24 protein-coding genes are annotated in these 24,942 nt (G+C 37.8%); 11 read left to right on the top strand and 13 right to left on the bottom strand.

Annotated elements, in window-relative coordinates; all coding sequences use genetic code 11:
• Nucleotides 1–36 precede the first annotated feature (36 nt).
• The 9 genes from ESZ26_RS00830 to ESZ26_RS00870 all read left to right on the top strand — a co-directional run bounded on the left by ESZ26_RS00830 (nucleotide 37) and on the right by ESZ26_RS00870 (nucleotide 8,463).
• Nucleotides 37–1,437, top strand: coding sequence for a sigma-54-dependent transcriptional regulator (locus ESZ26_RS00830; RefSeq protein ID WP_146796205.1), 1,401 nt, complete (start codon nucleotides 37–39; stop codon nucleotides 1,435–1,437).
• On the top strand, nucleotides 1,430–2,770 hold the full coding sequence (locus ESZ26_RS00835) for a sensor histidine kinase (RefSeq protein ID WP_146796208.1): 1,341 nt from the start codon (nucleotides 1,430–1,432) through the stop codon (nucleotides 2,768–2,770). The genes ESZ26_RS00830 and ESZ26_RS00835 overlap by 8 nt, the downstream gene beginning before the upstream one ends.
• A gap of 188 nt (nucleotides 2,771–2,958) precedes the next feature.
• Nucleotides 2,959–4,215: a hypothetical protein gene (locus tag ESZ26_RS00840; RefSeq protein ID WP_146796210.1), complete on the top strand. Its 1,257-nt coding sequence runs from the start codon at nucleotides 2,959–2,961 to the stop codon at nucleotides 4,213–4,215.
• Between the two features lie 115 nt (nucleotides 4,216–4,330).
• Nucleotides 4,331–5,149 carry a CbbQ/NirQ/NorQ/GpvN family protein gene (locus tag ESZ26_RS00845; RefSeq protein ID WP_146796212.1) on the top strand — a complete coding sequence of 273 codons (819 nt, stop codon included), beginning with the start codon at nucleotides 4,331–4,333 and terminating at the stop codon, nucleotides 5,147–5,149.
• Complete coding sequence (locus ESZ26_RS00850; RefSeq protein WP_223813303.1) at nucleotides 5,118–5,756, top strand: cytochrome c oxidase subunit 3 family protein; 639 nt, start codon at nucleotides 5,118–5,120, stop codon at nucleotides 5,754–5,756. Before ESZ26_RS00845 ends, ESZ26_RS00850 begins: the two co-directional genes overlap by 32 nt.
• A gap of 18 nt (nucleotides 5,757–5,774) precedes the next feature.
• Nucleotides 5,775–6,029 carry a cytochrome C oxidase subunit IV family protein gene (locus ESZ26_RS00855; protein WP_146796215.1) on the top strand — a complete coding sequence of 85 codons (255 nt, stop codon included), beginning with the start codon at nucleotides 5,775–5,777 and terminating at the stop codon, nucleotides 6,027–6,029.
• A gap of 84 nt (nucleotides 6,030–6,113) precedes the next feature.
• Nucleotides 6,114–6,494 carry a hypothetical protein gene (locus tag ESZ26_RS00860; protein WP_146796217.1) on the top strand — a complete coding sequence of 127 codons (381 nt, stop codon included), beginning with the start codon at nucleotides 6,114–6,116 and terminating at the stop codon, nucleotides 6,492–6,494.
• A 135-nt stretch (nucleotides 6,495–6,629) separates the two neighbouring features.
• Complete coding sequence (locus tag ESZ26_RS00865; RefSeq protein ID WP_146796219.1) at nucleotides 6,630–7,070, top strand: c-type cytochrome; 441 nt, start codon at nucleotides 6,630–6,632, stop codon at nucleotides 7,068–7,070.
• 4 nt (nucleotides 7,071–7,074) lie between these two features.
• Nucleotides 7,075–8,463 (top strand): cbb3-type cytochrome c oxidase subunit I, encoded by a 1,389-nt coding sequence (locus tag ESZ26_RS00870; protein WP_146796221.1) that lies wholly within the window; start codon nucleotides 7,075–7,077, stop codon nucleotides 8,461–8,463.
• A gap of 278 nt (nucleotides 8,464–8,741) precedes the next feature.
• On the opposite strand, the gene ESZ26_RS00875 is transcribed toward ESZ26_RS00870, so the two are convergent.
• From ESZ26_RS00875 to ESZ26_RS00915, 9 genes are all read right to left on the bottom strand, one after another.
• A complete protein-coding gene (locus ESZ26_RS00875) occupies nucleotides 8,742–9,002 on the bottom strand; it encodes an LPP leucine zipper domain-containing protein (protein WP_146796224.1) in 261 nt (86 codons plus the stop codon).
• Between the two features lie 75 nt (nucleotides 9,003–9,077).
• The gene (locus ESZ26_RS00880) at nucleotides 9,078–9,554 is read right to left on the bottom strand and encodes a potassium channel family protein (RefSeq protein ID WP_146796226.1); all 477 of its coding nucleotides are present in this window, start codon (nucleotides 9,552–9,554) and stop codon (nucleotides 9,078–9,080) included.
• 34 nt (nucleotides 9,555–9,588) lie between these two features.
• Nucleotides 9,589–9,918, bottom strand: coding sequence for a hypothetical protein (locus ESZ26_RS00885; RefSeq protein WP_146796229.1), 330 nt, complete (start codon nucleotides 9,916–9,918; stop codon nucleotides 9,589–9,591).
• Between the two features lie 3 nt (nucleotides 9,919–9,921).
• Complete coding sequence (locus ESZ26_RS00890) at nucleotides 9,922–10,560, bottom strand: hypothetical protein (RefSeq protein ID WP_146796231.1); 639 nt, start codon at nucleotides 10,558–10,560, stop codon at nucleotides 9,922–9,924.
• A 96-nt stretch (nucleotides 10,561–10,656) separates the two neighbouring features.
• Nucleotides 10,657–11,346, bottom strand: coding sequence for a PspA/IM30 family protein (locus ESZ26_RS00895; protein ID WP_146796233.1), 690 nt, complete (start codon nucleotides 11,344–11,346; stop codon nucleotides 10,657–10,659).
• Between the two features lie 24 nt (nucleotides 11,347–11,370).
• The gene (locus ESZ26_RS00900; RefSeq protein WP_146796235.1) at nucleotides 11,371–11,784 is read right to left on the bottom strand and encodes a YjfI family protein; all 414 of its coding nucleotides are present in this window, start codon (nucleotides 11,782–11,784) and stop codon (nucleotides 11,371–11,373) included.
• A 135-nt stretch (nucleotides 11,785–11,919) separates the two neighbouring features.
• Entirely contained in the window at nucleotides 11,920–13,626 is a 1,707-nt protein-coding gene (locus ESZ26_RS00905; RefSeq protein WP_146796395.1) for a polyamine aminopropyltransferase, read from the bottom strand.
• A gap of 121 nt (nucleotides 13,627–13,747) precedes the next feature.
• The gene (locus ESZ26_RS00910) at nucleotides 13,748–14,650 is read right to left on the bottom strand and encodes a DUF350 domain-containing protein (RefSeq protein ID WP_146796238.1); all 903 of its coding nucleotides are present in this window, start codon (nucleotides 14,648–14,650) and stop codon (nucleotides 13,748–13,750) included.
• A 22-nt stretch (nucleotides 14,651–14,672) separates the two neighbouring features.
• The gene (locus tag ESZ26_RS00915) at nucleotides 14,673–15,638 is read right to left on the bottom strand and encodes a hypothetical protein (protein ID WP_146796239.1); all 966 of its coding nucleotides are present in this window, start codon (nucleotides 15,636–15,638) and stop codon (nucleotides 14,673–14,675) included.
• Between the two features lie 185 nt (nucleotides 15,639–15,823).
• On the opposite strand from ESZ26_RS00915, the gene glnE reads away from it, so the two are divergent.
• Nucleotides 15,824–18,697 carry a bifunctional [glutamate--ammonia ligase]-adenylyl-L-tyrosine phosphorylase/[glutamate--ammonia-ligase] adenylyltransferase gene (glnE, locus tag ESZ26_RS00920; RefSeq protein WP_146796242.1) on the top strand — a complete coding sequence of 958 codons (2,874 nt, stop codon included), beginning with the start codon at nucleotides 15,824–15,826 and terminating at the stop codon, nucleotides 18,695–18,697.
• Between the two features lie 31 nt (nucleotides 18,698–18,728).
• On the opposite strand, the gene ESZ26_RS00925 is transcribed toward glnE, so the two are convergent.
• The gene (locus tag ESZ26_RS00925) at nucleotides 18,729–19,409 is read right to left on the bottom strand and encodes a TcpQ domain-containing protein (RefSeq protein WP_146796244.1); all 681 of its coding nucleotides are present in this window, start codon (nucleotides 19,407–19,409) and stop codon (nucleotides 18,729–18,731) included.
• Nucleotides 19,410–19,526: 117 nt separating this feature from the next.
• Nucleotides 19,527–20,465, bottom strand: a complete 939-nt coding sequence (lpxL, locus tag ESZ26_RS00930; RefSeq protein ID WP_146796247.1) for an LpxL/LpxP family Kdo(2)-lipid IV(A) lauroyl/palmitoleoyl acyltransferase — start codon at nucleotides 20,463–20,465, stop codon at nucleotides 19,527–19,529.
• 84 nt (nucleotides 20,466–20,549) lie between these two features.
• Between lpxL and hldE the strand changes: the two genes are divergently transcribed.
• Nucleotides 20,550–21,974: a bifunctional D-glycero-beta-D-manno-heptose-7-phosphate kinase/D-glycero-beta-D-manno-heptose 1-phosphate adenylyltransferase HldE gene (gene hldE / locus ESZ26_RS00935; RefSeq protein ID WP_146796250.1), complete on the top strand. Its 1,425-nt coding sequence runs from the start codon at nucleotides 20,550–20,552 to the stop codon at nucleotides 21,972–21,974.
• Between the two features lie 118 nt (nucleotides 21,975–22,092).
• On the opposite strand, the gene rdgC is transcribed toward hldE, so the two are convergent.
• Both rdgC and ESZ26_RS00945 read right to left on the bottom strand, forming a co-directional pair.
• Nucleotides 22,093–23,013 (bottom strand): recombination-associated protein RdgC, encoded by a 921-nt coding sequence (rdgC, locus tag ESZ26_RS00940; protein WP_146796253.1) that lies wholly within the window; start codon nucleotides 23,011–23,013, stop codon nucleotides 22,093–22,095.
• A 135-nt stretch (nucleotides 23,014–23,148) separates the two neighbouring features.
• Nucleotides 23,149–24,894 (bottom strand): sensor histidine kinase, encoded by a 1,746-nt coding sequence (locus ESZ26_RS00945; RefSeq protein WP_146796256.1) that lies wholly within the window; start codon nucleotides 24,892–24,894, stop codon nucleotides 23,149–23,151.
• Nucleotides 24,895–24,942: the final 48 nt, after the last annotated feature.

Raw genomic sequence — 24,942 nt, forward strand, 5'->3', positions numbered from 1 at the left:
TACTCAAACTAACCTTAGTGGCTAAATATAAATATTGTGAAAAATAAAAAAATCTTAATCGCTGATGATGACCTTAATATAATTGCCAGCTTAAAATATATGTTATCGGAAGAAAATTTCGACATTTTAGCGATGACGACGCCTGAAGCTGTTTTGGAAAACCTAAAGCGAGAAAGTGTTGATCTTGTCTTGATTGATATGAACTTTCAACAAGACACTACCTCGGGCAGTGAAGGGTTACAGTTAGTCGAGGCTATTCAACAATTTGATGAAAGCCTACCTATTATCGTGATGACCGGCTGGGCAACCATTGATATTGCCGTTGATGCAATGCGTGCTGGCGCAAAAGATTTCATCCAAAAGCCTTGGAACAATGAGCGTATGCTCAGCGCGATTAATACGCAATTGAAATTAGTGAGTATCGATAAAAAACTGAATCGACTTAATCAAGAAAATAAACTGCTTCGCTCGCAATCTTTCCCTGAAAGTACCGGCATTATTGCGCAATCTCTAGCGATGAAAACATTACTATCGTCATTAGAAGAACTCGCCCAAAGTGATATGAGTATCCTACTGACTGGTGATAATGGCACGGGGAAAAGCATGTTAGCTGCTTATGTGCACCAGCGTTCATCAAGAGCTGATAATTCATTTGTCCCGGTAAATATGGGCGCTATTCCAGAAAGTTTATTCGAAAGTGAAATGTTTGGTCATCTTAAAGGTGCATTTACTGATGCTAAAGAAAACAGGGTTGGCCGTTTTGAAATGGCAGAGCAGGGGACATTATTTTTAGATGAACTCGCGAACATACCAATGGCTCAGCAAGCTAAGTTGCTGCGAGTTTTAGAAGATCAGAAATTTGAAGTTGTTGGTAGTAGCAAGTCGCTTAATGCTGATGTGCGTATCATTTCAGCAACCAACTGCGATCTGGCAAAAGCGATCAGCGAACAGCAATTTAGACAAGATTTATTTTACCGTTTAAATACTATTCAATTACGCGTTCCGTCATTGCGTGAACGTATTGAAGATATAGAACCTTTAGCAAATCATTTTTTACAAAGTTTTAGTGGAAAGTATAATATTGTTGCACCTGAATTATCATTAGAAGCTATTGATAAATTACAACAGTATACTTGGCCGGGTAATATTCGAGAGCTAAGCCATCTGATGGAAAAATTGCTTTTCACGTGTAAAAAAACAACGATAGGTGGACGTGATTTATTACTTGAGAATATTCATCATTCTGCCAGTGAACTTGATGAAGATAGTGATGATAAATTAGCTAATAATTCGTCATTATCCCTAGATGAAATCGAAAAATTGTCGTTAATTAATCGTTTGAAACATCATCGGGGCAATGCCACTGAAACTGCAAAATCTTTAGGTTTAAGCCGCAGTGGCTTCTACCGTCGTATGAGTAAATACGGTCTTGACTAAATCACAACGAAAACAAAAAAACGATCATAGCTTGTTAGCTTTTTTTTTATGCTTGCCTTGTTTGATTATTACTACAGCAGCACTTTTTATAGCGAATGTTTCAGCTTATTTAATTGCTTTTATTATTATTATTTTAGCGCTAATAGCGGTGTTTATTGTTGTGATTTCTCAGCAACGTTCTCAACAACAAATTAGAACCTTGGCTAATATTCTAGAATCTATGATTGATGGTGATTATAGTTTACGTGGCCGAGAGCAAGACAATAAAGCTTTTCAGGAACTATTAACCTTAGTTAACAATCTCGCCGACACATTGGCGTTAAGTAAAATTGAAGCGAAAGAAAGCCGACAGTTGCTTGAACGCATAATGCAACAAATGGACGCGATGGTATTAGCCGTTGATGAACAAGGCCGTATTGTTATGGCTAATAATTCAGCACAAAAACTATTAAAAATTAATATGCCACAACAAGCTCACATATTGTTCACTAGCTTAGCGATAGGAAAAGTTATCAGTGAAGCACAAAGCGGAATTATTGATTTTGAACAACCTCAGCTAAGTGGTGAGCATTTCCTCTTTAAAGAATACTTTTTGAGTGAAGGCAAGCAGCATCAACTCTTTTTGATCACCTCAGCACAGCGGTTGTTATTAGAAAAAGAACGAAAGTCATGGCAAAGTTTATTACGCGTATTAAGTCATGAAATGAATAACTCATTAACACCAATTTCCAGTATTAGCCAATCAATGAGAACTACATTACAAGATGAACATAAAGTGTTAAATAGGGAATCTTTATTAACGGGTATAGATATTATTAATGAACGAGCAAGCTCCCTTAGTTTATTCATTGCCAGTTATAGTCAGCTTTCTCATTTACCTGAGCCTAATAAACGCACTTTTGCTTTACAAGGTTTTATCAACAATTGCGCTGCACTCTTTAGTGATTGCCGTATTTTATTTCCAGAGAAATATATCGAATTAGCTTATGTGAATATCAGTGCAGATAAAGCGCAGCTTGAACAAGTTTTTATTAATATATTGAAAAATGCAAAAGAGGCGATGGAAGGAATTAACAACAACACAGACAAAATTATTACAGTGTTTTGCCAAACGGATGATAAGTATTTTCATATCCATATTTGTGATTCGGGGAGTGGTATCGCTAACAAAAATAACTTATTTGTGCCTTTTTACAGTACAAAGCCAAAAGGTAGTGGCATTGGTCTAGCCTTATGCAAGCAAATACTGTTTAATCATGGTGGGCTTTTATCCTTAAAAAACAACGCGAATTCTGCTGGGGCAGAGGCAATAATATCGCTTCCTAAATATTAAAGTTAGTGAGCCCTTTTTATTTTCGCAGATTTAATCAACAAAACACTCCCTCATTTGCTATAATCGATACAATTATTTGCAATGCCTTAATAAAAGCGCGTACGATTCGCGCTTTTTCTACATTATTTCTAGTCTATGCTTAACAGTATTATTAGCAATAATTCCTTATACGGAGTTTATATAGTTTCATGAGAAAGTTGTTATCTTCACCGGTTAATATGCCCTTGTCTGATGCTGAAAATCAGGTTTATCAAAATGCCCTTAAATATGTCACGCCACTAAGTTTAAACTTAATGGCGGTAAAAGTGACAGACCGTCCAGAGGATTTCCTAGGATGGTGTGGCGAGTTAGCCCGACTATGTCGTGAAGAACTTAATAAGGATCTTTTAGAAGATGAGCAACTTTTACCGCTTAAGAAGCTACAAGATATTCTTGAAGCTGGCTTTACGCTTAGCCAGTTTAAAATGGCTAGAATTGCTCCTTGGTCTATATTTGCCAATTTTATTGAACAACAGAGCACGATTCATGCCTTAGATGAACGTTTACGTTTATTAAATTACCTTGACGAAATTCGTCAACAACCTCTAGCAGACTTAATTGTTGAAGACCGTTTAGCTTTTTCAGGTAAACACACAACTCAGCACGACTACAGCATTTATAATTTTGATGTTGAATGGTTTGCTGGCACTAAAGGGGCAAAAGTTTTTCATACCTTGCTTGAACAGTCGCCAGAAAAGTTTGATGTGGCATTAGCGCACATTCCTTTAACTGGAGAGGTAAGCCATAGCGACTATCAAAGCTTTGTTAATGACTTTCAACAAATTTTTAAAGAATATACGCAAATAAAAGCTCAAGGTGAAAAAGCACCTTTAGCGGTAGCAACACGTTTGTTAGCAATGCGTAGACCTGATCAATTCATTGCGTTAAACAACAATAAAATTGATATTCTTTGCCAAGGCTTATCGATCGCTAAGCTAAAAAACACTGATTTTTCATCTTACTGGCATGACATGATTGGTACTATGCGTACATTCGCATGGTGGCATCAGGCACAGCCAGAAATGGTTGAAGCAAACAGCGTTGCAAGTGAGGGCGAAGAAAGCGAGCAAGATGAAGTTGCTGGCAACAAAGAAAATCGTGAACTGACCCTTTGGAAAAATCGTGCGGTATTAATTGATTTGTTTTTATTTGCTGATGCTGATTTAGCACCAAATTCAAACTACATTAAGTTACGTGAAAAAATGCTTAACAAAGCAAAGTCGAAATCAAAGGCTACGCCTAAAAAACGTAGTAAAGAGTCAGCTGAAATATTAGTGGACAAAGCGCTTACCTCAGAAGATCTTCCTGCGTACTTACAGGGCAAACGTGACTCAATTATTATTCAAGTAAAAAATGGTAAAAGTGTTGAACAAGCTATCGGTTTAATGCGCGCAATTTTTGGCTAATTAATCGCTATTTTCATGCTCAATTGATCGGAATCAACTTAGGTCCATTCAAATTTGCAGCTAACTCATTTAGGGCGTACTTTAACGTTAAGTTAAATTACGCCTTTGAGTTTTTATGAACACTGTTAATCTTAAACCTTCAACAAATACTGACGATTCTTTATATTATCAAGAACAAAAGAATGAAGTTTCCTTATTTGAATATGCTTATCACCATCAATTACCCGTATTAATTAAAGGGCCAACAGGTTGTGGTAAAACGCGTTTCATTGCCCATATGGCAGAAAAACTCAATAAGCCCCTCTATACTGTTTCTTGTCACGATGACTTAACCGCTGCTGATTTAGTGGGTCGCCATTTAATTGGTCCTAATGGTACCTATTGGCAAGATGGTCCCTTAACAAAGGCTGTACGCGAAGGCGGTATTTGTTATTTAGATGAAGTCGTTGAAGCTCGTAAAGATACAACCGTTGTATTGCATCCCTTAGCTGATGATCGTCGCGTGTTACCCCTCGAACGTACCGGAGAGTTAATAGAAGCTGCACCAGGGTTTATGCTGGTAGTTTCTTATAATCCAGGATATCAAAACCTATTAAAAGGTATGAAACCAAGTACTCGCCAGCGTTTTGTGGCACTACGTTTTGAATACCCTAGCGCAGAATTAGAACAAGAAATTTTAATCAAAGAAGCAGGGGTAGACCCCCATTTGGCTTTTAAATTAGTTGAGCTTGCCCAAGCTTTACGCCGCTTAGAAAAGAACGATCTCGATGAAGTTGCTTCAACTCGTTTGTTAATATATGCAGCTAAAATGATGTCAAGTGGTATGGATCCTATTGAAGTCTGTCGTTGTTGTTTAGCTGAGCCATTATCAGATGATATTGATACGGTTAATGCATTAATGGATGTCGCTAGAATCTACTTTGATGAGTCATAGTCCTCTTTCTATATCAGTGCCTGAGCTTCTCGAGGTAAAAATTATCGATAAGCTTGCTAATAAAAGACTGCCGGGTGATTTAGCCATGTGGTTTTTTATTCTTGCTGAGCTTACGGTATTTGCAATATTTTTTATTGGTTTTGCTATTGCTGAACAACTACATAGTGATATGTTCATCGTCAGTAAAGCTAAGCTTCACCCGATTGCGGGTTTAATTAATACGATTGCCTTGATCACCAGCAGCTTATTTATTGCTTTATCTGTTCGCGCTATTCATCTTAATCAAGTTAAACGATCAATTAACTTACTCGTTATTTCACAAGTTATTGCCTGTGTTTATTTGGTGGTAAAAATTTGGGAATATCAGTTCCTTTTCAACATTGGCATTGATATCGAGACAAACACTTTTTTTACATTATATTTTCTTATTACCTTTTTCCATTTTATGCATGTACTTTTAGGTATGGTTATTCTGCTTATTATTGGCATAAATGCTAAAAAAGGCGCTTATCAAGAAGACATTTCTGGCTTTGAGTCGGGTGCAAGTTATTGGCATATGGTTGATATGCTATGGATTATTTTGTTTCCACTTATCTATGTTATTTAAAGAGGCGGTATTGACACTATGATCACTTTGAAACAAACCATTATAAGTTGGCTGTTTTTAATTATATTGACCTTTAGTTCTGTTTATATCGGGCAGGTTATAGAAACTCCTGAGTATTTAATCGCTTTGGTCTTATTAATTGTCTTCCTCAAAGGACAGCAAGTTACAGATGTGTTCATGGAACTACGCACAGCTCCTAAAATGTGGCGGCTATTATTACTTGGCTATGTATTTATAATTCCGGCTGTTATTTGTGTCATTTATCTTTTGTAGTGATGTTTAAGCTGTTGAGGGCTCTCTCTTAAGATCAATCATCGCCGCAAGCAATAGTGTTACTTTTAGTTAAGAGAGGTTTATGTGAAAAATTCAGTTGAGCAGTTATCGAGCGAAAACCATTCAGCCAAAGATGGCCGAGATGCTATTATTTATCAATCATTATTTTTGATGAATTTATTACTTATACCTGGCCTGTCTTTTTTAATTTTAATATGGTTATTTATTAAAAAAAAGCCTCATAAAGGCTGGCAAGGTATTCATCTATACCGCTCCATTCAGCTGTCTATTTTAGCCGGTTTTTTTATCATCATTATTCCGCTTGTTGTCTTACTGACCACTGATGCTTTTGAAGTGTCTTTAATGGTGATGATCATTTACTTTGTTACTATGCATGCCGCTTTTGTCTTGCTGGGAATGCTAAATGTTTCTAGGGCAATGGCAAAAAAACTTCCACTTTTTTGATGTAACGCATACTTATCTTTTTTTTAGTCACAAATTATTACACATTCTTTAAAACTTGATAGAAATCAAGTCTCCTTATCTAAGAGCGGTTTACTATTCACTCGCTTTATTATCGTTTTTACTAAGGAAAACACCATGTCAGAGCGTTTTACTAAAGGCATGGCTCGGAATATTTATTACGGTGGAAGTGTATTCTTCTTCTTAATATTTCTAGCTTTGACCTACCACACCACTAAAGTGATGCCTGAAAGGGATCACCGTGAAAATATTACCGAAGCTGTTGCTCACGGTAAGGAACTTTGGGAAGAAAATAACTGTATCGGTTGTCATTCATTAATTGGTGAGGGAGCTTATTTTGCGCCTGAACTAGGTAATGTTTATAAACGCCGTGGCGGTGAAGCTGGCTTTAAAGCCTTTTTAAATGGTTGGATGAAAGCTCAACCGTTAAATATCCCTGGGCGTCGTCAAATGCCAAACTTTCATCTTAGCGATAAAGAAATTGATGACTTAGCAGAATTTTTGAAGTGGACGTCAGAGTTAGATACTAATGACTGGCCACCGAATATTGAAGGATAATGCGATGAATACTTTAAAATATCAATCTCAAGCGGTCGCAAAACCTTATTTCATTTTTGCATTAATACTCTTTGTTGGCCAAATTCTATTTGGTTTAGTTATGGGGTTACAATATGTTGTTGGTGATTTTCTTGCTGGCGCTATTCCTTTTAATGTTGCACGTATGGTGCATACCAACCTACTGATTGTTTGGTTATTATTTGGTTTTATGGGCGCTGCCTACTACATGGTTCCAGAAGAATCCGAAACTGAACTTTATAGCCCTAAATTAGCTATTATTTTGTTCTGGATTTTTGCCGCCGCGGGCGTGGCCACTATCTTAGGCTACTTATTAGTTCCTTATTCAACTTTAGCTCATTATACCTTAAATGAATTGTGGCCAACGATGGGACGTGAATTTCTTGAACAACCTACCATCACAAAAATTGGTATTGTTATTGTTTGTTTAGGCTTCTTGTTTAACTTAGGTATGACCATTTTAAAAGGCCGTAAAACAGCTATTAACATGGTACTGATGACAGGTTTAATTGGTTTAGCGGTATTTTTCTTATTCGCATTCTATAACCCAACTAACTTAGCACTTGATAAGTACTTCTGGTGGTTTGTTGTTCATTTATGGGTAGAAGGTGTTTGGGAATTAATCATGGGCGCAATTTTAGCTTATGTGTTAATTAAAGTTACGGGTGTAGACCGTGAAGTTATTGAGAAATGGTTATATGTCATTATCGCCATGGCGTTAATCTCAGGTATCTTAGGTACAGGTCATCACTTTTACTGGTTAACTACTCCAGAGTACTGGCAGTGGGTGGGCTCTATATTCTCAGCAATAGAACCTTTACCTTTCTTTGCCATGGTCTTATATGCCTTCAATATGGTTAATCGTCGCCGCCGTGAACATCCTAACAAGGCAGCAACACTTTGGGCATTAGGTACGTCAGTCATGGCATTCTTAGGTGCAGGTGTTTGGGGCTTCTTACATACGTTAGCACCGGTTAATTACTATACTCATGGTTCACAAATTACTGCTGCTCATGGTCATATGGCTTTTTATGGCGCTTATGCGATGATCGTAATGACGATTATTTCATATGCAATGCCTAAGTTACGTGGTATCGGTGAAGCTAACTGTAACCGTGCTCAAGTGCGTGAAATGTGGGGTTTTTGGTTGATGACTGTTGCTATGGTTTTCATCACCTTATTCTTAACAGGTGCTGGTGTCTTGCAAGTTTGGTTACAACGTATACCAGAAAGTGGTGAAGCATTAAGCTTTATGGTCACTCAAGATAAACTCGCGATATTTTATTGGTTGCGTGAAATTGCCGGTGTATTTTTCTTAATTGGTTTAATCTCTTATATCTCAAGTTTTTGGGTCAAAGAAAAAATAGCTAGCTAAGTACCACGATGAGTTGATATTAATCAGCAGAAAATAAAACCAGTTACTAAAAAGTAACTGGTTTTTATGTTCAGGATGAACGGTATGTCGTAATGCCATGGATAGCAAGGAGCGACGATGTTCAGGATGGTCTTTCTCAGGCTCATGCCTTACAAGACAAGAGTACATCCGTGTACGTCACTGATCATAGTTTACTGATACTAAATAGCAGGCATAAAAAAACACGAGGCTGATATAATCAATCTCGTGTTTTATTTCATAGACCTATGGTCTAGCTGTTATTTTTTATAGCTAGATGCAATGTTATCCATACGTTCATTAGCATTAGCAACAGATGATTTAACACCTTCTATTGTTTCTGTATTCATTGTTTGCTGACTTTTAACATCGGCAACTTCATCCGTTAAGGCATTAACTTTATTGGTTAGTGTATCAACCTTTTGGTTTAGGCTACTTACACTTGCTTCTAAAGCGTCGGTGTTAGCACAGCCTGTTGCTGTCATGATAAGTGCTGCTAGAGCAATAGTTTTTATTAACATAGTGTTTTCCCTTTTTTATATTTCAAAGACAAGTATGGCATAATATAATAATTTTATTACATTATTTATTAATATTTACTTGGCTGATTTGTGAATAACTTCTTCAATCTTATTGACTAATAAATCAATTTTTATTTCGAGTTGTTTATTATGATCTAGTATTTCTTTGTTCTGTCTGCGCAACTCTCTATTTTTAACATCGGTGTTAGAAAATCCAAAAAAACGATTGATAAACTGCGCACCAATAAAGCTCATTAATCCAACACCAATATAGAACATACACATAACAACCACTCTACCGCCTGTAGTTACGGGATAGTAATCACCATAACCTATGGTACTAGAGCTGACTTGTAACGCCCAAAAAGCATCGTTATATGTTTTAATATTGGCTGATGGAGCGGGTAGTTCAAAATGCAGTAAGAGTTTTGCCGCCGCTGCCATAATCAAATAGAGCGTTAATACCGTTAAGATTAAAATATATCGAGACTTGTAATTCTTAATACCAAATTCATCGATAGTGTAATGCTTAAGTCTATGGGTGATCATCATAATGTCTATAAACTCACTGTGCGGTAATTAACCATTATTCTTGACTGTTTAGCGTAACGTGCTGAATTAAATCATCCATTAATTTACGCTTTATTTCAAGTTGTTGTTCAGGGGATAGATCGTATTTTAATGCTAATATTTGGTAGTCATCTTGTCCTAAACTCACTGTTAAGCGAGGTCGTTTAGGTCTTTTATTTGTTGGCAGACCGAGAATATCGCGAATTTGATCCGAAGGGCTCAAGCCGGCATGTAATGCTTGAGTACGAATTGCTAATTGAACTTTTTCATCCATATCAAAAGCAACTTGTACTGCTTTGACTGCTTGAATTGAAGATTGCCATTTTTCAGGTAATTTTCTGCTCACAAATTAGCTCCCTGGGAAAATATCAATAATATCAGAAGTTGGACGGTATAACGTAATAAACAGATCGGTATCACCATCTTGCCATACTTCGATATCAATACCACGTGCTTGTTCTTCATCAAGCAAACTATAAAGTTCAAATTGTTCGCCCGCTTCATTTCCTTCATAGGCGCTCAAACTTTCAGTGCGATTATCTCTGCGGTGAAAATAGCCTACTTTTGCAAAAACTTGTTGCTGATATTGTGGACTACTCCAACCTGACGTTAATGAAGAATCTGACTTTTTCTCTAGAAAAGCTTCCCCTGGTTCATCAAATACCGTGGCAAACTCATCTAAATCGAAAAGTGACTCGATATCTTGATGTTGAATTTTAAGGGCAAATTTAAGGTAAGTTTGGTCGTCATTTTCGATAGTTAGATAGAGTTCAAGGTTGTTTGCGCCTTGTAATACCCACTCAGTTTGTGTGTCACTTTCAAACTCGTAGCAGTTAATGGCTGATACTTGAAACTGTTGTGTGCGTAACGATTCAGGTAAGGCGAAACTATCGGTCAATACAATAATATCTTTAACCTTTAACTCTTCAGCTGAGTTAACTTGGCGTTCGTCTGCTTTCTTTTTAAATAGTCGCTTTAGAAAACTCATATTCAGATCCCAAAAATCCGCCTAGTTGTTGGGAGGAAAACAGCTAGGCGGTTAAAACGGTGCTAGTTAACCAATAATGACTAACGAGCTTGTGTACTACTTTTGTTTAGCTTTTAAACGATCTAATACTGAATTTGCACTATTATCCGTGCCACCAATACCTGCTTGTTTAAGTTGAGCGGCTAATGAATTATCTGAATTTTCAGATTCAAGTACTTCTGCTGCTTTCATTTGATCATCAAACTTCTGCTGCTTAGCTTTAATGCGTTCTAAAGAATCTTTAGCATTTAATAACTTAGAGTTACTTGATGAAAAGTTGTCTGTGATTGCCGAAGTGGCTTTTTGCACACTTTCAGTCGTTTTAACCATAGAAAGTTGACGCTTATATTCGCCGACTTGACGTTCACTTTTCTTCACTAATTCTTTTAAACGATTTGCACTACCTGAAAAGCTATCAAGTGCTTGTTGTTGAGACGCTAGATCATTTTCCAAGGTAGAAATTTTTTCAGCAACGGCTAATGCTAACGTTTCATCACCTTTTTCAAGGGCTTGAACGGCATAGCCTTCGTGCTCAACAACTTCACGCTTTAAACGGTCAACTTCACGGCTTGATGACATTTGCTGAGCCATAACACCGGTAAGGTCACGTTTAGCTTTGGTTAAATGATTTTCTGAATCACGAATTTCTTGTTCAAAAATACGGGTAGCATTTGAATCAACAATTGATTCACCAACTTCTGAAGCGCCACCTCGAATTGCGGTCATTATCTTTTTAAAAATACTCATAGTTTTTTTCCTTAGGGTGGTTAATTAAATTAGGTACTCGCCCATGTCATCTATAATTTCCATCGCGTTACTATTTAAAACGCCTAGTTCGTGTTCGATATCATGAAATGATGAATTAATAGAAAGAGCGCCAAAAATTACGTATTTATCACCAATTTTTGAAAATGACGATAATGGCATTGGAATATTCATTTCTAACATGCTTACGTGCATGTCTTGTAGGCAATCAGGTTTTACTTCTTCTACGCCCCATAAGTAAGTGATACATAGAATTTGATCATCGGTTACAGAAACAAAAATTGGTAATTCTTCGCGGTCGATAACAGTAATTTGTAAAACGTCCACTTCGCCTGAAATAGGCTGACAATCAAAAACCATCCCGGTTTCAGAATTGTCCGCTAAGCTATTTAAGTGATCAGCAATTTTATGGATATTCATGTGATTCCTTATTCTGTGTTTGTCGTTAATAAATCTAAAAGTGAATATCTCTCAGACATATTATGTCGTTGAGGTAAATTTAGCACTTTGACATAATATGTCAAGTGCCGATTTGTATTATTTGTTATTTATTTGTCATTCTTGTAAATAGGCATTGTTCAAACCTTGCTGGTCGCGCCATGCTTTTTGGTGTAATTGATAAATACTATGGCTGCCTAAATAATTAATAGGAACATCTGCTTGGTCTTTATAAAAGCTTTTTGAAAACTCGAACGAATTAATCACCATAGGTAGTGTTAGCCAATGATGTTCAATTGGTAATTTTTCTAAAGACTGTAAACGGTTAAGGGGGCTAGCACCACGTTTTGACGCTATCGTCCAACCCCACTCGCCAAAGCTTGGCACATTATCGTGATATTGCTGAACATGAGCGAATTTAGCCGCTTTTACTGTTTTTCCAATCGCAATAAAAGCATCCTTGGCATGGTATGGACTTGCCGATTGTATGCCAATTAAGCCGTCACCTGCGAGTAACTGCTGTAAGCGCGCATAAAAATTAACAGAATAAAGTTTATTTAAATCAGGATGGCTAGGATCCGGTAGGTCAACAATGATGCTATCAAAGGTTTTTTGTTGTTTTAACAAGGTATCAATCGCTAAAAAGGCATCTTCATTAATAATTTTTACCCTAGGGTCTTGTAAACTTTTTTGCGTTAATTGATTAAGCTGAGCGGCCAACGACGGTGATAACTTTTCGGTAGGATCCAAAAATATTTGCATTAACTCGGCGTCTAAATCAATTAAGGTGACTTTTTTTGGCGACCACTGCAACACATCACGTAATGCTAATCCATCACCACCACCAATAATTAATATATTGTCGTGTCTAGCAGAGCCAGCCATAACCGGACTGACTAAATAACTGTGATAAATAAACTCATCAGCAGACGAAAATTGTAAACGGCCATTAAGATAAAAATTAATTACACTTGGCTGGGCTGTTCCCATATGTCGTTGAGTAAAGTTTAGTTGTTGATAACGGGTCTTATCGGTATAAACAACTTTATCTAAATAGAGCAAGTTACTCATTTGGTTTAACCAGCTATTACCCGACTGATAAATAACGCAAATGGCGACCAATAGTAAAATATGAAGGGAAACTAAGGTTTTTCGCCAGGTGAGTTTATTCCAAAAATGAAAGATAAAAATACCACCGACAATTAGGTTTAACGCGGCAGTTAATGCACTGGCTTTGCTAATATCAATTGATAATAAAAAAACAACCCAAACCGCAGCACCAATACCCGCCCCAACATAGTCGGCACCGTAAATAGTACCTAAGTTATTTTTTAAATGTTTTTGATGAATAGACTCTCTAATACGGGCAATTAATGGGATTTCCATACCAATGAAAAAGCCTAAGATGAAACCAAAAAAATAAGGACTATTAAAGGCGAGTTGCGAAAGTTGTTTTAAAAAACCACCTTGGGGCATGGAGTCGGGGGGTAAATTAAAGGTGTCTGCTAATACCTGTGGAAACGTTTGAGTTAGCGCTATTAAGCCACCTATAATCAAAATTGAACTACAACCTAAGAAAGCAATAGTTAACTCTAACCAAACAAAGCCTTTGAACGCACAGGTGATCTTTCGCGCGGCAAAAGCACCTAAGCCCATGGCGACAATCATTAAGCCGATCATCGCATAAATGGTACTTTCCATTGCGCCTAAAACACGACCAGCATAATGGGAGAGAAGGTATTCATAAATTAAGCCACAGCCAGCTAAAACAGCCATGGTTAAAATAAGTAGGGTATCGTTCCAAAATAATTGTTTTTTATTCATAAATATAAAGCGCTCGACACCTTCAACAACAGGTGAACGCGATATACCGTTCACCCTGAACATAAAAAAGCTTTAAGAGTTTATGCTCTTAAAGCTTTTGGGTATAAAGAGGGAATGAAGGCTATGCCATCAATGCGGTGAGTATAAGGGCAATTGAAATACTCGTTGCCATTTCAACACAAGCAACGCCGATATTTTGCTGTTGATCTACTTCTTCAACTAAGTTAATCCCCCAAAGCACAATACGTTTGGCAATTGCGGTTAACAAAGCGACCAATAGCGTCATCACAATAGCGAATACAAACCAAGAGACTAAATTATTTAATAACGTTTCAGGAGAGTACGTTAAAAAGTGACTTGCTGCGGTAACGGCTAAAGCGGTACTAATCAACTGACCGGCATAACGAATGGCAAGGGCGGTTTGTCCTCGAGCAAAGGCTTCTTGCAGGCAATCGCCTTGATTATTTTTAGCGTATTGGCGCTCTTTTAAACGAGTGACCATGAGCAAAATAGCTTGAGAAATAATAAAACCGGCAATAATGGCGATAAAGGTATCGACATCTAAACCATGTACCCAAAGTAATACCGCGCGAATGATAATAGCGGTAGCAATGGCGCCAGCAGCATCAACAATACCTATGGTTATGTTTTCGTTTAAAATTTCTTGTGTTTTATTGAGATGTTGTAGTGATAACTTGTCATGGATAACTCGACCAATTTTTATCAGTATTAAGCCTAATGTGCCATAAGCGAACATACCAATAAATTCCATCCAGTAACTTGGCGCATTTTCACCGCTTATGGCGCCGGTAAGCACAATACCTAAGGCAGCAACACTCCCTGCGACACTGATGCCAAAAGCAAAGTTGTCTTTTTGGGCTAGCTCTTGCGTGGAGTTAACTTTAGCGGATAAACCTGAAATAAAACGCATTGCACCTAATAAAACAATCGCAATAGAGATATCAATGACTAAGTAAATTAATAAATCTTGATTTAGGGCAGTAATTTCAAAAAATGTATTCATGTTAATTCCTATATCCTACTCGTTATTTGCCGCGTCTAAAGCTGCGAGATGTGGTACTTTTGCTGTTTCTAAAGCTGGAGCTTTTTGAGTAGCTAGATTTTTTTGCGTATGAACTATTGGTACTAAAACGCTTGGCACTGGTTTGTGCGGTACTACTTTGTTTAGAAAGGCTAGATGAACCGGTTCTACTTTTACTGTAAGTACTGCTGTATTTTTGGCCACGGCTTTGAAATGATTTCTTTGTACGGGTATCTAAATCATTTTGTTTTTTTAATTGGCTTGGTGAACTATAGCGAGTACGGCCGTAATCATTATAGTAACTGTAGTTTCTTGAACGTCCCCAATCATTGTATGAAGTACGGCGTGAGCCAAATACATCACCCATCATTGAATACATGCCATACCACGCCCAAAAAGACATACCATTACTGCCTTGCGTCCAACTACCGTAACTTGGATTGCCAATTAACTGTTCACCCGTACCGAAGTCCTGAGCATTATTGGCTTGTTTACTTTGTGCTTTTGATAGTGAGTTAACGCGCGGTAAAACTCCATCAGACATGTCAGCGAGCACATTGAGCGGGTCGCTTAACGCATCAGAATAAAGTACCGGATCAGCGGCAAGGTAAATGTTAACCAGTTCGTTGAAAATGTCTTCCTTACTGGCAAACATACCCGGTTGATTTTTAACGGTTGCTAAGCGGTCGAGCAGCGACAAATACATCGGGCCTTTTGTCGTCGCATCTTTTTTAAATTCGTCTATTAATTGTGTAAGATTAGGTTTTTGCTGTTTAAGTTTATCAGCATACTGATGAATTAAACTGGCATTACGTACCTGGCCACCGGTTAAAGCGTCCGCTAATTGTTGGATACGAAGCTCAGTGATTGGCGTTTGTTGTTTAATTTTTTCTTCGAAGGGATCAGAGCAACCGACTAAGAAAATAATCAAGCTTAAAAAAGCGTATTTGATGTGTTGCATTCCTGCCATAGTGTCCTCAAAAATGCTATGGTTAACATATACTCAGGTTATTTGAGTACGAATTTGCTATCTATATGTCTAATATATATAACCCGGTATTAATAGCATCATAGACATAATATGTCTATTAATTCGTGATTTCATTTGAAATTCTTCTTCCTTATCTTTTGCATAGTTAACAAATGGGTCATTAAATGAATAAATCAACTCAGCTGCCAAATATACTTTCTCTTCAACAGCAAAAAAGCACGCAATTGTTTAATCATCAATATCCTGAAGCAACCACCAATTTGTCCAAGCAGCAACTCGCCGATTTTCAACAGGCATTAATGGCAAGTGACTTTATATTAAACAGTGCATTGCAGTGCCCTGAAATTGTGGTGTCTTTATTTGCAACTGAACGAGTTTACCAAACTGACTGTCCCAATTATCAGCAAATGCTTACTGAGCTAATTGCCCCTTGTGAAAGTGAAGAGCAATTACATAAAGTTTTACGGAAATTTCGTTTACAAGAAATGGTGAATATTGCTGTTGCTGACTTGTTATTTGAGCTTGAATTAACCTTGTCGTTAGAGCGTTTATCGGAACTCGCTGACCAGCTTATTTTAGCGGCATTAAACTGGTTAACATCTTTTTGCCAAGGTAAGTGGGGAGTTCCAACCAGCAAAAGTGGTGAAGTTCAGCAACTGTTAGTATATGGCATGGGCAAGCTAGGCGGGCGCGAATTAAATTTTTCTTCTGATATCGATCTTATCTTTACCTACCCGGAAATGGGCGAAACTCAAGGAGCCAGGCGTAGTCTTGATAATCAGCAATTTTTTATTCGTTTGGCACAAAAATTAATTACTGCCTTACATCAAAAAACAGCCGATGGTTTTGTTTATCGCGTGGATATGCGTTTACGTCCTTTTGGCGAAAGTGGTCCACTTGTTTTAACCTTTAATGCCATGGAAGATTATTACCAAGAGCAAGGGCGTGACTGGGAACGTTATGCGATGCTTAAAGCGCGTCTTATTGGTCACGGTAAATATCATGATCAACTTTCAACCATACTTCGTCCTTTTGTTTATCGTCGCTATATTGATTTTAGTGTTATCGATAGCTTACGCCGTATGAAAATGATGATTGCGCAAGAAGTGCGTCGTAAGCAATTAAATAACAATATAAAACTCGGTGCTGGTGGTATTCGAGAAGTTGAATTTATAGTACAAGTGTTTCAGCTTATTCGTGGTGGACGGATAAAAGAATTACAACATCGTCGCTTATTAACAGTGTTGCCTATCTTAGTTGAGAAAGAAGAAATTACTGCTGAGAATGAAGCTGTACTGACCGCTGCTTATTGTTTTTTACGACGAGTCGAGAATATTATTCAAGCGTTAAATGATCAACAAACTCAGACCCTGCCAGATAATGACTTGGATCAAACACGTTTATTATGGGCTCTTAATCACCAACAATGTCAAACATGGTCAGAATTCCTTGAATTTTTAGCGCTACAAATGAACGGTGTTCATCAGGAGTTTTGTGCGCTTATTGGCGAAGAGAGTCCTAATCACCAAGCGAAAGATCAGCATTGGAGCGCACTATGGGACAGTAAATGGTCAGACGAGGAAAGTATTGCTTGGATAGAGCAGGTTAGTGTCTTCGTTGATGCTAAAAAAATATGGAGTCTGCTTGCTGAATTTAGAGCTGAGATGGAAAAACGCAGTATTGGTAATCGAGGACGTGGCGTACTCGATAAGTTAGTCCCGGTTTTAATGTGGCATATACAACAAGAGCATAGTGGCCACTTTACACTAGAGCGGGTCTTAATTATCTTTAATAAGATATCAACGCGTACCGCTTATATTGAATTACTCTTTGAAAATGAAGGTGCCTTAAAGCACCTAATCAAATTGTGTTTTCAAAGTAGTTGGATAGCAGAGCATCTTGCCAAATATCCAATATTATTAGATGAATTAATCGATCCTAAATTGTTACACAACCCGCCAGAACTCAGTAGTTATTCAGCTGACTTAAGGCAAGCTATGTTGCGGATACCTGAAGAGGATCAAGAAGCGCAAATGGACATGTTAAGGCAATTTAAACAAGCCCAACATTTGCGTATTGCCACTGGGGATATTTGTGGGATTTTACCCGTCACTAAGGTTAGTGATCATTTAACAGCCCTTGCCGAGGCGATTATTGAAGAAGTTATTCATTTGGCTTGGCAACAGATCTCTCAACGTTTTGGTGTGCCAACGTCAACGGTTGGTCAAGATCACAAAGGTTTTTCTGCGATTGGCTATGGAAAAATGGGGGGCATAGAATTAAGTTATAGTTCGGACTTAGATTTGGTTTTTGTTCATAATAGTCAAAGTAATGAAGTCACAAACGGTTTAAAGCAGATCCCCGCTTCGCAATTTTATATGAAGCTAGCACAGCGTATCATGCACATTTTTAATACGCGTATGGCCAGTGGTATTTTGTATGAGCTAGATATGCGGCTCCGTCCTTCTGGTAATTCTGGGTTGTTGGTCGTTCATGTTGATACTTTTGCACAATATCAGCGAGAAGAAGCGTGGACATGGGAACATCAAGCGTTAGTAAGAGCTCGTACTGTATTTGGTAATCCTGAATTAGCAAATAAGTTCTCAGCAATAAGGCAAGAAATACTGACCTGCGTGCGTGAACGAGAAAATGTTAGTACCGATGTATTAAAAATGCGTGCAAAAATGCGTGCACATCTAGATAAATCAACATCGGCTGATACTGATATTAAGCAAGGCGAAGGTGGGTTAGTTGATATCGAATTTCTAGTTCAATTCCTTGTGCTTAGCGAAAGTTCAAAGCACCCAGAGCTTTGCAAATATTCTGATAATGTACATTTGCTTAAAGAGCTACAACGCTGCGGTGTAATAAGTATCGAACAACAAAAGCAGCTAACCACGAGTTATTGCACGTTACGTGATTTGGGTCACCACGCGACCTTAAAAAATGAGCAGCAATTATTGACTAAGCTAGACTTCGAAGTAATAGCTGAAAACGTTGCTACAATTTGCCAGTCACTGTATAAAAAATCCTTATAAGCTATACCAGATCATCACAGAGACGTTATTATTAGCGTCTTTGCGACTTCTGCGGTAATAAAATACACTCTTCATCGAGGTAAGGTATATCCAAATCAATCAGTACTATGGCTCGTTGTTGATGACAAAAGTAGACTTTAATACCTTCACGAAAATGTCCTTCCACCGCTTTACCCACTTGGTAAGCTGTTTTGATGATTTCTTTATTAATGCGAAAAGGGTCTTTAACTAAAAAATCTCTATTTAACCACCAAATAACTTCTAAACCTTCTTTGTTTGCATATTCAGAAAGTTTTTGAAAGAGGGTTTCACCTAAGCGAAATGGGTGGTTTTCATTGGCGCCACGCCAGTTTTTTCGTAAGGGGCGCGTTACCATGCGTCGAGCTTCAAGTAACTTGACGATGTCGCCTTTGGGTTCTTGTAAATAAACGATATTATTGCGAATTTTTGGTCCTGAACTGCCATCATCGCCATGTAAATTAGCATAAAAACGAGATAAACCATCCGCTGCCGCATTATTACTTTTTATTATTGGAGTAGAGGGCTCTGTCGCTAAAACCGCTTTATCTGCAGGTTTAATAAGCGCAACTTCTGCTGTTACCGTAATATCTTCTTCCAAAGAAGAAAACAGCTCTTCTTGGTTGTCAAATAAGAAAAAAGCTAAAGTAATTAGAATTGAGCCAAAAATAATGTTGCGTAACCAAAAGTTCATATAACGCTTTCTTAGTTATGAGGCCATATGGAAAATTCCAGTATGATGTACCTATAATAAATACTACCATACTGAAAAGTTGTTATTTATACAATGTTGATGATTTCAGCCTTTAACTTATTTGTAGAGTGAAGGGTCATCTTCATTGGGTCTTGTTTTAAAACGTCGATGTAACCACATATATTGTTCAGGTTTAAACATGATAGCTTTTTCTAGTTCTTGATTGATGCGAATAACATCAGCCTCATCATCATCGGTAGGAAAATTCTCCATCATCGGTTTTATTTCTAAGGTGTATCCGCTGCCATCGTCATTTCTGGTTGGTATGAGTATATGATTTTGTACGTTTTTCTGGCGAGCAAAGATTAATGTCCCCGTAGTTGTTGCCGCATCAGGTACCGCAAAAAAAGGCACAAATAAACTACGATTTCGACCATAATCTTGATCGGGCAAATAAACACAAACTTCCTTATCACGTAGTGCCTTCATTAAGCCCTTAACGTCGCGCTTACCCAACATGTATTTATTGGAGCGGCCACGACCTCTGAACTGAAAAAATTCCATCAGTTGATTATTGTGCGGGCGATAAAAAACCACGGTAGGGTGTCCAGTACCAATGCCACGACAGTTAATTTCTACACTTAAGTAATGCATAGTTAAGAGTAAAACCCCTTTACCTTCTCGATGGGCTTTTTCTAAATGCTCAAGGCCAACAACCTTGGTTTTTCGTCTAACTCGCCAATCTGGCCACCACCAGCCCATGCCGGTTTCAAATAAGGCGATGCCAGTGTTTTCAAAGTTTTTCTTTAAAATACGGGTACGTTCTTGTGACGACATCTCTGGAAAACACAGTTGTAAGTTTTTCATCGCTACCGTTTTGCGACTTGAGCCTATTTTATACAGTAAACGCCCGAGCATTCTGCCGAGCATTAATTGTAATTTATAAGGCAACCATGAAATGGTATAGAGAATAATTACCCCAAACCAAGTTAACCAATACTTAGGTAATAGGAAGGATATTTTAAAATCAGGTTGTAAAACTTTATTTTTACTCACGGGATGATGTCAACTCATTGAAATTCATGTGATACAATATTAACCATTATATCTGTATATCCATAAAGAGTTAAGAGGCATAGGATGAAAGTAGACATTCCCGCTTTTGAGCAAGCAAGTGTATTGGTTGTTGGTGATATTATGTTAGATCGATATTGGTACGGTCCAACACATCGTATATCGCCAGAGGCGCCAGTTCCCGTTGTCAAAATTAATCAAGATGAACATCGCCCCGGCGGTGCAGCTAATGTTGCATTAAACATCGCTTCCATTGGTGGAAGGGCGACTCTCGTTGGTATCACCGGCGATGATGAAGCCGCTCAGCATTTGCAAAAAAAGCTATCAGCGCTAAATATTCATTGTGAATTTGATCAACAAGCTAATATTCCAACGATCACTAAATTACGTGTGATGAGTCGTAATCAGCAATTAATTCGCTTAGACTTTGAAGAATCTCTGAGCGAAGTAAATAAAAAAGTACTTGAAGAAAAAGTGGCGGCCCAGTTGGTTAACCATGACTTACTCTTGCTGTCTGATTATAGTAAAGGCACATTATCTGACGTTCAAAATTTAATTGCTATCGCCAAAAAACAAGGAAAAGCTGTTTTAGTTGATCCCAAAGGTACTGATTTTGAACGCTACCGTGGCGCGACATTATTAACGCCAAACTTATCAGAGTTTGAAGCTGTGGTTGGTGCATGTAAAACAGAAAATGATATTGTCACTAAAGGTCAGGCACTTTTAGTCCATCTTGATTTAGAGGCAATGTTAGTGACGCGCAGTGAACAAGGGATGACCTTACTTCGCCGAGATCATGAAGAATTCCATTTACCAACTCGCGCGCGTGAAGTCTATGATGTAACTGGTGCTGGCGATACTGTTATCGCGACACTTGCTTTGGCGATTGCAGCAAAAGCTGACTATGCCCAAGCGAGTGCTTTAGCCAATATTGCCGCCGGTATTGTTGTTGGTAAACTGGGTACATCAACCGTTAGCGAAGCCGAATTATTAGCTGAAATCTCTCAAGGACAAGAAAGTGGCTTTGGTGTTGTTAGCGAAGAGCAATTAAAAATTGCGGTTAAATTAGCAAAAGCTCGTGGTGAAAATATCGTCATGACCAATGGCTGTTTTGATATTTTACATGCTGGCCATGTGTCATATTTAACCCATGCCGGTACTTTAGGTACTCGTTTGATTGTTGCTGTTAATGACGATGCTTCAGTAAAAAGATTAAAAGGCAGTGGACGGCCAGTTAATCCTACCGATAGACGAATGGCGGTTTTAGCTGGATTAGGTGCTGTTGATTGGGTGGTGAGTTTCTCTGAAGACACCCCGCAACGTATTATCAGTAATATTCTCCCTGATATTTTAGTTAAAGGTGGTGATTATAAGGTTGAAGATATTGCTGGTGGTAAAGAAGTGATGGCCAATGGTGGCACGGTTAAAGTGCTTAACTTTGAAGAAGGTATTTCAACGACCGATATCATCAACTCTATTCGTTTGAAGTAGTCGACTTATTTTAACTGGTATTATTTAACCGGTATTATTAACTCGGTTAATGCGGAAATATGAAAGCAGCTAAATTTAGCTGCTTTCATATCCAAAGACGTTAGTCAGCTAAAGCGTATTAACTCTCTAAGTAATCTGTTGCTTTAACATTGAATTCGGCGAGTAAGTCATTAATCAAACGATTAATCTCTCCAGCCATTAAGGCAAAGTCGGCATCAAGTTTTGCGATAACGTCATCACCATCTATATCGTCATTTTGCTCTTGTAAGACATCAAAAAACTTTAAACGTTTAATGGCTAAATCGTCACAAAGAATAAACGACATCGCCTCATCCCATTCAAGAGCTAATTTCACTACGTATTTATCAGCATCTAAATGCGTTTTAATTTCATCGCTATCTAGGTCTTGATTTTTAACGCGAACGACCGCGCCATCATCACCTAAGGCATGAAACTCTGCTTCCATACCTAAGGTAAAGTTGTCGCCAATACTTTTCTCGTTTAACCAGTCGGTCATTAATTCATCGGGCGCTTTTTCTGGAGAAACACTGGTTACCGGTAAAGTACCAATAACTTTTCGCAACAAAGCTAATAAATCTTCAGCTTTACCGCGACTACCAGAATTTACCACAATAAGGTTATGCTCAGCATTGATGTAAGCATGGGTATCGGTGACACGAGAAAATGCCCGTGGTAGTAGTTCAAAAATAATGTCTTCTTTAAACTGCTCTCTTTCTTTTTTAGTTGCACTGCGCGCTTGTTCAACTTCAAGTTGAGCAATTTTTGCTTCAATCATGTCTTTTACAACAGGAGCAGGAAGAATTTTTTCTTCTTTTCTTGCGCAAATTAACAGGTTGCCGTTAGCTGAGTGAACCGTTGAATGGCCATGTTTACCCAAAGCGTTTACCCAACCAAAATGGGATTGCTCTGTTGACCCACAAGGGGTGAATAAATGTTCAGCTAAGTGTTTTTCTAATTGATCTTCTGATAATGCAAAAGGGCGAGTAAATGTGAAAAAGTATAGGTTTTTGAACCACATAGAAGTTTCCTGCGCCGCTGGAACACTAAGTGCACCGGCTGATAAATTTTAAAAGAGCAATATAGTAACTTAAATATCAGCTATTAGCACTCACTTGCAGAGCCTTAAAGTTAAGATAGTGAAATGAAAATTACTTTAGCGCATATCATTAAATTCAATATCATAGCTAAGACCATGTCCAGCCTCAGAATGTGCGACTATTGTGCCATTTAATGTGTCGGTAACTAATTCATTAATAATATGAGTGCCTAAGCCTGTGCCCCCAGTACCACTTTTGGTGGTATAAAAAGGGTCAAAAATTTGCGGTAATTTTTTTTGAGGAACACCAACGCCGTTGTCTTGGTAATGCAGATGTAAGCGTTCACCTTTAAGTTTTGCACCTATGGTAATAGTGCCACTGTCTATACCATCAAAGCCATGGATAATAGAATTGATGATCAGGTTGGTAAATATTTGCGAAATTGCCCCCGCATGGCAATAAATATCAATATTATCAGCACAATCTACATTAATCGTATGTTTGGTTTTTTTTAATTTAGGCTGTAATGACTGAATAATTTCATGTAGGTATTGTGCAACATTAATCTGGCGCGTTTTATTGCTGGTTTGATCAACCGCGACTTGCTTGTAGCTAGTGATTAAGTCAGAGGCACGATTTAGATTGTTAAATAACAAATATAAACTTTGGTCAGCACTTTTTGTAAAGTCATCTAAAGAGCGTTTAGTTAACTTTTGGTTTTCGATATCATCTTTTAACGAATTTAATAAATCTGATAAATAACTGGTTGAAGTAATACTGACACCAATGGGGGTGTTAATTTCATGGGATATCTCAGCCGATAACTTGCCTAAAATTGCCATTTTTTCTGCATCAAGTAAACGCTCTTGCGCCTTTTTGAGTTCTTGAATCGAGTTTTTTAATTCTTGATTGGTGTTTGTTAAGGTTTGTTCTGTTTGACTGCGCCGAATATTTTCGGCTTTTAATTGTTTTTGTTGCTCAATAAGCTCGTGCTGTTGCTTATTCATTTCAAGCATTGTGGTACTCAGCGACGATGTTTTTTTAGCGACTTCTTGTTCTAGTATTAAATTTTGATCGTCGAGTTTATGATTCGCCATTAATATTTCTTGCTTTGCGGTACTCAGTCGATTTTGATATTGCACCAGTTCATCGAGCAGATTGTTATAGGCGCTTTGTAAAATGTTGAGTTCGTTATTCTCATAATTCATGGTGTGAAGTTTTGATGCTTCGGGATCGTCTATATCAAAATGATTAATTTGTTCGGTGAGGTCATTGAGCGGATTAGTTAATAAACTGGAAAAGGCGAGTGAAAATAAAATAACTAACGCGGCTGTTTTTACCATCGCATTACCGATTAAGAAATATATACCCACTTCAATACGATCGAAAATAACCTCATTACTTGATATAAGAACGACGGTACCCACTTTAGTTGTTCGACCAGAAAACTCAAAGATAAGTTGAAATGAATGACCGAATAATCCTTCTGAAAAAGAATTAATGGCGGTAGATTCGCTATTCAAGGTTAATTTTTCTGGTTGATTAAACAGTTCATCTTCGGAAAACTCACCTAGTTGAGCAATGATTTGGCCATTCTCATCGGTGACAACAATCCCTTTGATTATAGGTATCGCGACTAATCCTACTGCAATATCGACAGCTTGCTGAGTGTTTAGCTCCCAAACAGCACGTGTTAAACTGCTGCTAAATGTTTTTTCTAAGGTCAGCAGTTCACTGTTGATATGGCTCTTAGTATTAATGTACTCAGCACCGATTTGCACGCAGGTGACAATAAAGGTTAAAACAAAATAAACCGAGAGTACCCGGGTCAATAGTTTTCGAGATATGCTTGTTACCTTCATTTCATCTTCTTTATTATGATACCTACATTGATTTTAGACATTTTACGG

Source organism: Colwellia hornerae, from assembly GCF_007954355.1.
Lineage (GTDB): Bacteria > Pseudomonadota > Gammaproteobacteria > Enterobacterales > Alteromonadaceae > Colwellia_A > Colwellia_A hornerae.